This is a genomic window from Terriglobales bacterium (assembly GCA_035487355.1).
Lineage (GTDB): Bacteria > Acidobacteriota > Terriglobia > Terriglobales > Acidobacteriaceae > QIAW01.
Window position 1 is genome coordinate 56,671 of the sequence record DATHMF010000006.1, and the last position, 11,746, is coordinate 68,416.

The 11,746-nt window shown below is 54.3% G+C and carries 6 protein-coding genes; 3 read left to right on the top strand and 3 right to left on the bottom strand.

The annotated features are described in order from the left end of the window. The first annotated feature begins 236 nt into the window (after positions 1–236). The gene (locus VK738_00900) at positions 237–2,984 is read left to right on the top strand and encodes a phosphoenolpyruvate carboxylase (GenBank protein HTD21189.1); all 2,748 of its coding nucleotides are present in this window, start codon (positions 237–239) and stop codon (positions 2,982–2,984) included. Between the two features lie 179 nt (positions 2,985–3,163). On the opposite strand, the gene VK738_00905 is transcribed toward VK738_00900, so the two are convergent. After that, complete coding sequence (locus tag VK738_00905) at positions 3,164–3,925, bottom strand: DeoR/GlpR family DNA-binding transcription regulator (protein ID HTD21190.1); 762 nt, start codon at positions 3,923–3,925, stop codon at positions 3,164–3,166. A 191-nt stretch (positions 3,926–4,116) separates the two neighbouring features. On the opposite strand from VK738_00905, the gene VK738_00910 reads away from it, so the two are divergent. Continuing rightward, positions 4,117–6,099 carry a hypothetical protein gene (locus VK738_00910; GenBank protein ID HTD21191.1) on the top strand — a complete coding sequence of 661 codons (1,983 nt, stop codon included), beginning with the start codon at positions 4,117–4,119 and terminating at the stop codon, positions 6,097–6,099. On the opposite strand, the gene VK738_00915 is transcribed toward VK738_00910, so the two are convergent. Next, on the bottom strand, positions 6,096–8,888 hold the full coding sequence (locus VK738_00915) for a hypothetical protein (GenBank protein HTD21192.1): 2,793 nt from the start codon (positions 8,886–8,888) through the stop codon (positions 6,096–6,098). The genes VK738_00910 and VK738_00915 overlap by 4 nt on opposite strands. Before the next feature lie 241 nt (positions 8,889–9,129). Here VK738_00915 and VK738_00920 point away from each other — a divergent pair, with 241 nt between their 5' ends. After that, entirely contained in the window at positions 9,130–10,233 is a 1,104-nt protein-coding gene (locus VK738_00920; protein HTD21193.1) for a beta-propeller fold lactonase family protein, read from the top strand. A gap of 576 nt (positions 10,234–10,809) precedes the next feature. On the opposite strand, the gene VK738_00925 is transcribed toward VK738_00920, so the two are convergent. Then, complete coding sequence (locus VK738_00925) at positions 10,810–11,472, bottom strand: MarC family protein (protein HTD21194.1); 663 nt, start codon at positions 11,470–11,472, stop codon at positions 10,810–10,812. Positions 11,473–11,746: the final 274 nt, after the last annotated feature.

Here is an 11,746-nt window from a genome sequence, read left to right on the forward strand (position 1 = left end):
TTTTCATTTCAGGAAAGTTGCAGGGTGTTTCCCCGAATCATGTGTCCGCGATGAACGCATAACTCTCCACTAACTTCAACTTCACGGCCGTCGTGCTAACATTCTAGGGAGAAGATTCTGTTGAGATGTCTGATCTGCCCCAACATTAATAATATTTCTTTAAAGGATGATGAGTTTTTGCAGTCAGCGTGGCCTGAATCAGTATTCCTCTATCTACTATGACAAGAACACAACCCTTGTGGAAATGCGAAAGTCAGACTGCACGTCTTGCAGAGTTGACCGCGCGAAGCGGTGAAATCAAAGAAGCGCCGCTTCGCCGCGATGTGCGATCACTCGGCATAATTTTGGGCAGAGTGATCAAGGAGCAACGCGGAGAGCAACAGTTCCAGGCAGTGGAACAGCTTCGCGAGTTGCTCATCAAACATCGCCAGCAAAAGAATTCTGCGGCTGGACCTCCTCTGATTCATCAGGCGCGGCAGCTTATCGAAAAGATGAGCCTGGCCGATGCTTATTACACCACCAAGGCATTTTCGATTTATTTTGAACTTACGAACCTGGCAGAGACGAACCATCGCGGACGCCGTCGGCAGGCGGCCCAGGCCGATCCGGAAAGACCTCCCTTACCAGGCTCCTTCAGCGGGACCCTGCGCCGAATCCGTAATGACGATATCAGCGAAGGCCAGGCTTTGGAGTATCTCCGGCAGGTGCGCGTTATTCCGGTATTCACGGCGCATCCGACGGAGGTGGCGCGGCGGACCGTGCTCTCTACCCGTCGTCGCATTGCGCAGCAATTGGCGCTATTGGACCGGCTTCCCTTGAGCGACGCTGAAGCCAGTAAACACGAGCACATCATCACCGCTGAGATTTCCCTGCTTTGGCAGACGGATGAAGTCCGCTTGCGGCAACAGACCGTCGCCGATGAGATCAAAATGGGGCTCGATTACTATCTGATCTCCATTCTCGATACCATTCCCGGTCTTTACGAAGAGATAGCTGAAGCTTTTCGTGATGCATACGACAGCGAGCTCAAGGCCAGCGAACTTCCCGATGTGGTTTCCTTTGGATCGTGGATCGGCGGCGACCGCGACGGAAATCCGTACGTTACGCCCGACAGCACGCGCAGCAGTTTACAGATGTCCAGAAATCTCATTTTGGATCACTATATTCGCAAGTGTGAACAACTGTTCGAGCACTTGAGCCCTTCCACGCGCCAGGTGCCGGCATCGCGCGAGCTGCTGGAAAGGCTGGAAGTCTATGCGCAGCAGCTTCCGGAGATCCATTCGAATCTCTCTCGATTTTCCGGGAATGAAGCCTACCGGCAGATGCTGGCCTATATTGTGCAGCGTCTGCGCTGCAGCCGCGAGGAGCCTTGCCCCGCGAACGCTTACTCCGGGCCGGAAGAATTTGCGCTGGATTTGCGGCTCATGCGCGAGAGCCTGCAGGCGCATTCCGGCGAACGCCTGAATGAATTGGTGCTCGATCCGCTGTTGAGGCAGGTTTCCATCTTTGGCTTCCATCTGCAGAAGCTTGATATTCGCCAGCATGCGCGCGTGCATAGCAAAGCGGTTGAAGAGCTATCGGGAATGTTGCCCGGACAGGCGAAAACGACTCCCGATGTAGAAATTTCTCCGCCTACACAAAACGCTCTGGAAACTTTGCGCACGGTAGCTGAACTTAAGCACCATTCCCCAAAGGCGATTGAAGCCTATGTCATCAGCGGGGCCCGTAGTGAGGAAGATATATGGAACCTCATTCGGCTGGCGGGACTCTCCGGGCTTCATGTTGGGGCATCGGCCGGCGGAAAAAATCCGGGAGTAATGCCGGTGCCGTTGTTCGAATCCATCGAGGACCTGCGAAATTGTCCTCAGGTGTGCCGCAGGCTTTGGAACTCGGCAGAATATGCGCCGTTGCTGGAATCCTGGGGACATCGCCAGGAAATCATGCTGGGCTACTCCGATTCCAACAAAGATGGCGGCATGCTCACCAGTACATGGGAGCTCCATAAAACCCACCGCGAGCTGCACCAGGTTGCGGCTGAATGCGGCGTGAAGCTGCGCCTGTTCCACGGGCGCGGCGGCACCGTAGGACGCGGAGGCGGGCCTACTCACGCGGCCATCGTGGCGCAACCCCGGGGCGCATTCAGCGGTGAGATACGAATTACCGAACAGGGCGAGGTCATGAACTGGAAGTATTCTGACCCGGTGCTCTCGGAATGGAACCTTGAGCTGATGATCGCAGCCTCGCTTGAAGCCGTAGTTTCTTCTCACGATACCCAGCCCAATACGGAGAACGGCTGGGATTGGGCGATGGAAGCCATGTCGGAGCAGGCGTATACGTTCTATCGAAAAAATATCGCCGAGAACGCTGACATCATGCCCTATTTCGAGCAGGCCACCCCGGTGAATGAGCTGGAATTTGCCCGGATCGGATCGCGTCCCCCACGGCGCAGCCAAAGCCGGTCACTCGATGACCTGCGCGCTATCCCATGGGTCTTCGGATGGATGCAAAGCCGCCACGGCCTGCCGGCGTGGTTTGGTATCGGTCACGCTCTGGAGAATTTTGTGAGCGCAGACGCAAGCCGGGAAAAACTGCTGCAGGAGATGCTGCAAAAGTTTCCGCTTTTTTCGGTGCTCATACGCAACGTGGAAATTACCATGGCCAAAGCGGATTTGAGCATCGCCCGGCTCTACGCTGAGTTGGTGCCTGATGAGCAGCTTCGCCAGCGGGTCTTTGAGATGATCTCGAAAGAATTCGACCGCAGTCTGCAAATGGTGCTGCGCGTCACCGGGCAATCAGAGCTGCTGCAGGATAATCCGGTGCTGGCCCGCTCCATTCGCTTGCGCAACCCGTATGTCGATCCCATGAGCCTGATCCAAGTGGAATTGCTGCGCCGCAAACGCGCGGGCAACAACAGCACAGAGCTAAATTACGCTTTGGCCGCTACCATCAACGGAATTGCAGCCGGGCTGCACAATACTGGGTGAAACGAAAATCTTTACCACAAAGGACACAAAGGAAAAACCGCAAGGAACACAAAGAAAATACTTCAAATATCAGTTTTAGGTTCACTATTATTTAAACCTGACAATGAATACCAATCCTTCGTGCCCTTGCAGTTTCCTTTGTGTCCTTTGTGGTTAAAGATTTTGCTTTTGTCTGAATGCTAGACCAGCTTTACCGTAATCCCGGCCTCTCTTAAGGCTTGCAGGTCGGTCTTGCCGATCTGGTTGTCTGTAATGACGCGGCGAATAGCTGAGGTAGGCGCAATCAGGGACAAAGTGCGCTCTCCAAACTTGCTGGAATCACACACCACGATTGTTTCCCGCGCGATCTCCATCATGACGCGGTTCACTTTGGCTTCCAGCAAATCGGGAGTGGTAACTCCGAATTCAGGATCGAACCCATCCACAGCCAGAAAAAACAGATCGGCGCTTAACTTTCTGAGCGACTCTTCCGCCAAAGGGCCCACCAATGAAAAAGAATTTCTTCGCAGCGTGCCGCCGGTCAATATCACATCCGCGGGGCTGCCCGCCAGTTCGGCAGCAATATTGACGGCATTGGTAATGATCGTCAAGTCGCGCACGGTGTGTAAAGCCCGGGCAATTTCAGTCGAGGTCGGGCCGGCATCCAAAACCACTGATTGCCCCGCCTGCACCATCTGAGCGGCGGCACTGGCGATGCGCAGCTTTTCCTTGGAGTGGCGTTTCTCTTTTTCACCGCGGGCAGGATCAAACCATGCGCCCGTGCGCCGCAACAGCGCTCCACCGTGCGTACGATGCAAAAGTCCTTCGGTGTGCAGCTCTTCCAGGTCCTTGCGAATGGTGATAGGAGAAGTTTTCAGCTTTTCTGCCAGCTCTTTGACCAGCACCCGGCCCTCGTGCTGAATCATATTCAGGATTGCCCTACGCCGCTCTTCGCTCAGCAAAGCTCAACCTCGTGCGTCAGTTTGGTGTTGCAGCGTCTTTTTGCTTTTGTCTGCTACTCGAATGTTGCACAAGTCCGCCGTCTAGACAAGCCTTGATCGCACTTTGCTAATCCAGGATAATGGAATGAGCAACTTATTTGGATCACCGGGGTTAAAACTGCTGAGTGAATAATCCAGTACGATTACCCTTTATGCTCCGCACAAATCAGAAAAGAATCCTTTTTATTCTTGGCGCTATTCTTGCAGCCTGCCTGCTTTTGCCTTTGGCAAATAGCCAGAAATCCCCAACCCACTCAGACCGGGATTCCACTGCAGGCCCGCGCCCGGGCGATATTCGCACACTCAACCAAAAAGAACGCGAAGCAGTGCTGATACATGTCCGCACGGGAATTGAAGCAGGCTTCGAGCAGGTGGAGAGCGAAGCAAAAGACCCGAACAGCACCGTCGCACTCCGCGATGTCAGCTACGGTGCATTGGCTGCACTACAACTGGGCCGTGACCCCCATGAGACCGAAGACCTGTTGCACCGTGCCTTTGCCCGGCAAAATATGGACTCTTCCTCTGAGAAATATGGGACCCTGCCCTGGCAGTTGAACAACGACAACATCCATGATGCCAACTCCATCGAGTTTGGGACGCAATCCTGGGGGCCGATTTTGTTAGGACATGGCAAGCAGCTTTCTTCCGGCTTCAAGAAAGAGATGACGCTCCATATTCGCGCGGCCTTCGTGGCGCTGCAAAATCACAAGGTCTCCCTCAGCTATACCAACATTTATGTGATGAACACAGTCAACACGATTCTGCTGGCTGAAGCCGTCAACGACCACGATCAGCTTGAACGCGGCAACCACCAGTTAGACAACTGGATTGAATATACGAGCGCGAACGGAATCCACGAGTTTGACAGCCCAACATATTACTGCACGACGCTAAATTCCCTGGGATTAGGTTACAGATACGCTACGCAAGCCGAAACCAAAGCCAAATTCAAGGCTATCCTTGACTATTTTTGGAAAGATATCGCAGCAAATTATTTTGCTGGTGCACAACGGCTCTCGGGCGCGCACAGCCGTGACTACGACTTTCTTTATAGCACCGGGGCAATTGACCTCTATCTCGCGACGGAAGGACTGGTGGCTCCGCAGCCGTATAAGAAACTCGACATGGAAAAGGCGCTCGTCGTAGAAAACGAAACTGAAGACGGCTACCACCCGGCTGCTTCTGTTCTTGCCGCGGCAGCCGTGCCCGAGCGGGTTGTCGAGCAGACCTGGGATGAAGACCGTACACACGACCGCTACAACTACATCACACCGCAGTTTGCCATCGGCAGCGCCAATGGCGATTATGGCCCACAGGACAAGATGATTGAGGTTGAACTGGCCTCTGATAAAAATCTGCCCGGTATCAGCATCGTGCCGGATACGTATGACCAGCCCTACGGGTTACTCAAGACTAAAGACCGGAGCGGACACTCCAAACCCTACCATCCTCCTCTTCATCCTACGACCATTCAGCATAAGAACGTTCTCATGGCCCTGCTCGACCTGGATCCATCACGGGAGAAGGAGAGTGAAAGTTTTGCCACCAACATCCTGTTGCCAGTCCAGGCAGACCGGCTCATGTTGGATGATAAAAGTTTGCCTGCAGGTGAAATTTTCGAAAAGCCGGCACGGCTGAATTCTGTTATCGGTGTGCGGGAAGGGAATGCCTGCTTCGTGGCCCGCGCCTTTCATGCTGACGGCGCGGATGAACAAGAAGCGGCCTTCGTCGCCGAAGCTGACCAAGCAGGATTGCAGAAGGGCGTTGGACGCTACACAATTTACCATTATCGCGGCAAGTCGAGAGTCCTGACCGATAAACATGTCCGCGTTGGAGTGCTCTTGCTGGCTGATTCATGCACCAGCGATGACCGCCTGCGAGAACTTATGCAGGAGCTGCACGATGCGCGTGTGGAAGATAAAACTTCAGGCAAATCCGGATCACGGCTTTGGGATGTCAAAATCAAAATACGGGATGTGATTTTGGAGGCCAAGCGCGACTTGGACGCCCGCACCACGCTGCTTCGCAGCATCAACGGGCATGAGCCGCAAAATCCGAATCTTGCCGTCAACGGCAGGGTTGAAGACTTTTCCGGAGAACGCCAGCCTGTGTCGTCGGGGTTGAAGCAGCCTTAGCGCAGCGTATGCCGCACTGGCGGTATGGGCCGTGATTTCATGCGGTCTGCCCACAAAATCTTGTTGAGCAGCGCTGTATCCACAGCATCGGCATGAGAGAAATCCATCGCCATAGATTCCTTTGCGCCCGGAGCATTTGGTGGATTCACTTCAAACACGCGGCCATTTTTCAGGTTGCTCCTGTCCGCATCAAACGGCGGTTGGTTCCCTGCTCCCGAGAATAACGCAGCCATATTGGCGGCGTGCGCATCGTTATTGTTCATAGGAGGCGCTCCCAGCAGTGTCTCCATGGTGCGAACCATGTTCACCGTCGTATAGAAACTGTGATCAATAAAGGGCTGGCCTGCGTCGCTCGGCCGCGGCGAGTATTTGCTGATCACAAGAGCGATGCTGCGGTGGGCATCAACGTGGTCGGGGCCGTCTTGGGCGTCATCTTCCACGATAAAGATCGCGGTGTTATCCCAATATGGGCTGTGTGAGACCGCTTCCACCAACCGGCCAACCGCCAGATCATTATCTGCGATGGAAGCCGTCGGCTTCGGGTTATCGGGTTTTGTGCCTGCCGTGTGATCGTTGGGAAAACGCAAGAGAGTGAACTGTGGAAGCGCGTCTTTTCCTGTGCGTTTGCGTTGCTGAACAAAACGCTGAAATTCATTCAGGAATTCATCGGCCCGCAGTTGATCAGGGTATTTGATATTAAAGTCGGCAAAACGCGGATCGAAATGCCCACGAAGTTCAGGCTTGGTGGCAATGTCGCGGGAAAGAATGGGAATATCCCACGGCCACGGGCTGGGGCCGCCATGCGGCTCTCCCAGGTAGTTAGGCAGCGGTTCGCCTTTGTGAATCACGGGCTTGGGGCAGGTGTCGCCCTCTGCCAGCGGCGTGCCTTGCGTCGGAGACTGCACTGCAGCTTTGACATTGCACCACTTGGAAGCAACGAACTCGCCATAGTGCCGGTAACTGATGCCGTGCCGGGCAAAGTTGCCCCACAGATAACCGGTGCTGGGCTCATCCACATCAGAGATACCTTCTTCAAGAGGATACCCATTGGCCACAATCCCTTCGTAGTCATAGGTGCGCTCTAAGCTGCGGTAGCCGATCTCCCAGGTCTTTTCCGTGTATTCGGTGGTGATGGCAGCCGTGGACCAAACGTGTCCGTCGCCGGAGACTTCGCCGCTATCATAAAAATTATCCAGAACGCCGAATTGCCGTGCCAGCTTGTGCTCATTGGGGGTAATTTCCTGGCCGTACATGGTGAGTGAAGGATCGGCATCACCTGCACCAAGGTCGCCCAGGATCTGGTCGAATGTGCGGTTCTCCTTGATGATGTAAATAATGTGGCGGATGGGATTACCGCCGGCGGTGAACGCGATCTTATCTGCGTTGCCGCGCATCAGGTTACTCTCTATCACCTGGCCCGTAAGCTCAGCCAAATTAGATTGTGTCTCTGCGATGTTTACCCGCGCCAAAGAGCCATGCAACAAGGTGCCGATGTATGTACGGCGCGGATCTTTCGGACGCAAGCGTGAAGACATATTGTTCGGCCCCGTGCCTGTGCCCTTGCCGGTGGTGATGAACAATTCGCCATTGTGCACCGTCAAAGCGGTGGGATACCACTCGGTGGGAATGAAGCCGTCGGGTAGCAGTGGCGCACCACCCTGGGAAAGTTCCTTTAGATCAAAGACCGCAACTGCATCCAGGCTGGCGCAAGCGGCGTAGATAAACCTGCCATCTTTGCTTTGTGCCAGACCGATCGGATAACTGCCTCCATACTCCTGGCCGGGAAGTTTGGCAGCCAAGTACCCCACCACCCCTCCTCCTTCCCTTGTATCCAAGACTGCGATCCGATCGGAATTAGCCAAAGCGACATAAAGCCAGGGGCCAACCGACTCGGGAGCAAGAAGCATCGCCGTCGGATGTGAGCCAGGATCTGTCTTCTCCTTAGGTGGCAACAGCGGGATGAAGCGTACTTTTCCCGAAGCCAAATCAAGCTTGGCAACGCTTGAGGCATTCCACAAGCTGATGTAGCCCGTCTTCCCATCAGGCATTACGACTGCAGCGTAGGGATACTCGGCGGGAATCACATCGTGCTGGCTGAGGTCGAAGCGCTGCACTACCTTGCCGCTTTCTACGTCGAGCAACACGGCATCATCGGAAAGGTTGTCGGCTACCAGAAGCATTTCCTTCCCTTGCGATTCAACGACTGCCAGCCCGCTAGGATAAGCCGCTGCGACGTCGCTGGGATGCTCCGGGTCCTTCGCCGTAGGGCGCTTGCCGCCCTCAAAGGGCCGTGACGGAATCGGCAACACCTTCAGCGGCGTAATCTTCCCTTCGGCAAAACTATAGACTGCAATTCCATTCCCGGTATCATCCTTCTTCTTTTTTCCCTCAGGATCGGTAATGGAACCGAGCGACGCATAAAGCTTGCTGCCGTCTTTGCTGAATGCCAGACCTTCAAAATAACTCTGGTGCGCATGCAGTCCCAGGCGTGCATCGGGAAAATCCGTTATCTGATTATTTTGCAGGTCAAGCACCGCAATAGACTGCTGAAAGTTCGACTCTGCCGTGCCGTAGCCGGCGTTCAGTACCGCAAGAAAGTGCTGGTCGGGACTCAAAGCCACCGTGACCGGAAAGCTGTTTAGCTTTTGCGGTTGTCCAGGCACAGGCTCGATCAGTTGCTTGCTTGAAGACAGCCAGATTAGCTGGCGGGCGGGACCAAAAGCCAGCAGAGCGGGAAGAGTGGCCCAAAGTAGCGCCGCTACAACAAAAAGAAGACGTCGTGGTTTCATTTTTTGTTTATGCTCAGGGAAAGAATGGGTCATGGTTATTTTTGAAGGGCATACTAGATTATCAAAGGACAGGTCCGACTTCAGGCCTGCTTTTCATTCTTAATCTTCTCGTGTTAAAGCCTTATGAATTTTCTTTAACAAGGCTGTGGAAAACAATCAATATTGGTCTTCTCCGGCTTGCGTGCATCTAACCCGGTTATAATTGGCCAACCCTAACATCTGGTCCAAGAGGGGATTTGCAATGCTATTTGTGAAGAAGGGCATTCGGTTTCTGGGTTTCTTTTCATTCGTTTGGCTGCTGACAAGCTGTGGCACACTTACCAACACTCCCCGCTTTGCTATGGTGCTGGACAACCCAAGTACAACAAGTGGAAGCGCCAGCGCTGGAACAGTTTCTGTTTTCTCCGTGATTAAGAGCACGGGAGTGCTGTCACCCATAGGATCGTCAGTTCAAACCGGAAAAAACCCCACTGCTATAACTTCAGACCTGCACGGCCGGCTGCTCTATGTGGCGAATACCAGCGATGGAAGTGTTTCCGCTTATGGCATTAACCGCACTACGGGAAATATTTCCAGCTCGCCGAATTCGCCCTTTGCGACCGGCACCAATCCCATCAGCCTGGTTATTGACGCGAAGACACGTTTTCTATTTGTGGCCAATCAAGGATCCAATACAATCAGCACCTTCAAAATTAACCAGACAGACGCATCGTTGAAGCCAGTTTCCGGCGCGCCCTTCGGGGCATCGGGCTCCCCACTGAGCCTGGCCGTCGCTCCATCGGACAAGTTTTTATACGCAGCCTTAGGCACTTCGGGAATTGGGGTGTTCAGCATAAATTCCGCGGGTGCATTGACGCTGGTGAGCCAGCAGGCTCCCCCGGCTACGATCACTAGCGCCAGCAGCCTCGTCCTCAGCCCGAACGGCAAATTTCTCTACGTGGTTGATGGCGTTAAAACGGTCTCCGCATACACTGTGGACGCGGCCACCGGTAATCTCACCCTAATTGGCTCACCCTCTGTCACCGGGGCCCAGCCTGGTGCTGTTGTGGTAGATCCCCTGGGACGTTATGTTTATACGGCCAACCAGGGTTCCAGTGACATCTCGGCCTTTACGATCAATGCAGATGGCTCGCTCACAGAGATCAGTGGCTCCCCTTTTGTAACCGGGACCCAGCCGCTGGGGATCACGGTTGATCCCTCCAGCCGCTTTGTTTATACCGCGAATGATGCAGACCAGAGTGTATCGGTCTTTGCTATCAACGGAACCACCACCCCGGGCGCACTTGGTGCTGAGGAGGCATCCGCGACCGGGGCCCCTGCGCAATCGGTGACCATAACGCGGTAGGACAAAGGACGTTGTTTACCCTTTAATAATATTCTTCTCCTAAGTTTTGGCCCTGGAATAACCGGCATTGAGTCTCTCCTACCCCCACTTGCAGCAAGTGATTCTGAACTGCTGAAAGCAGCGTTATCATCCTGTATTTATTGAAGAATGTCGCTGTCGCAGTGGGGTACTTGCTGAGGTGGTCCGGCGTCGTCCGCAGTATTTACTACATAGATATCAGACGCGAACCGTTTTTGAGGAATGCTTTTAGCAATTTTTCAAAGAGCGTTCCAGGTCTCCGCAGCCAAAGCTGGACTCGCCGCCACCCCATCGCGCGGAAACACGACGCGCTCTGGGGACCCCGGTGTTGGAAGACCCAATATACTCGCGCTGCGCTGACGCTTATCCGGCGCTCGCTTCGCGGGGAGGGCCCGCATCCTGAGATGCCGGACACACTTCCAAGACGATCATAAGCCATGCTTTCCCGGTAGTCAGCGTTTTGATATCACAATGGGACCATGTGTAGTCCTCAGTCGTTAGTCCTCAGTCCTCAGGGACAGGGCGATTTTTTGAACGAGTGCCCAATATGTTCCGCGGCTATTGGACATGCAGTGGCACTGATGCCAGCAGCGCGCTGACCCCGTTCCACAGAATCTGTACTCCGATGCAAACCAGCAGAAACGAAGAAAGGCGCAGGATCACGCTCATCGCCGTCGCTCCCAGGAGTTGCGCCATCCGGTCGGCGAATGCATAGCACAGGAAAATGCTGAGTGCGATCACGAGCGATGCAATGAGCGCAGCCACGATGGCCATAACGTTAACCCCGGAGCGGTGGGCTGCGTTGGCGCCCAGCGTGACGGCTACTGAAATCGAACCTGGACCAACGGTCAGCGGCAGGGTCAAGGGATAAAACGCATGGCGGACCGCGTCCTGGGGTTGCATGCTTCGGTGCACTTCGCTGCGCTCTTCTTCGTCCCGCCGCTTCAGCATCGTCCACCCGGTTGAGATGACGATCAGCCCGCCGCCCACTTGAACGACCGGCAGTGAAATCCCAAAAAAGGCGAGGATGTGCGCTCCGATAAGGTAGGAGCCAATCAGCAGAAAAAAGCTGTTCACAGCAATGTACCGGGCCAGCGCTCTTCGCGCTCCGGGTGAATATTCTCGCGTCAGCGCCAGAAAGATCGGGCTCGCTCCCAGGGGATTCACGATGGGAAAGAGTGCGCTCAGAATCAGTAATAGGGTTTTTGCGGCTTCTAACACTTAATTTCGCTTCTTTCGATTCGGTTGGACAAGCACAGGGACTAAAACCCGAATTGTCATAGAGCACTAAACGCACGGCTCTTGACCAACTGCTGTTGCGCCCATCTCCAATCTTGGTCCCAATAGGCTGCGCTAATTAGCGCATCGTGAATCTGATCGGGGTTACCACTCGACAGGGCAGCAGCTATTTCCTCCCTGGTACGACGCCGAACTGGGACATAGTTTAATTCGCTCATTCCGAGTCCTCATCTTTGGTTTGATAATCTTTCCTCGT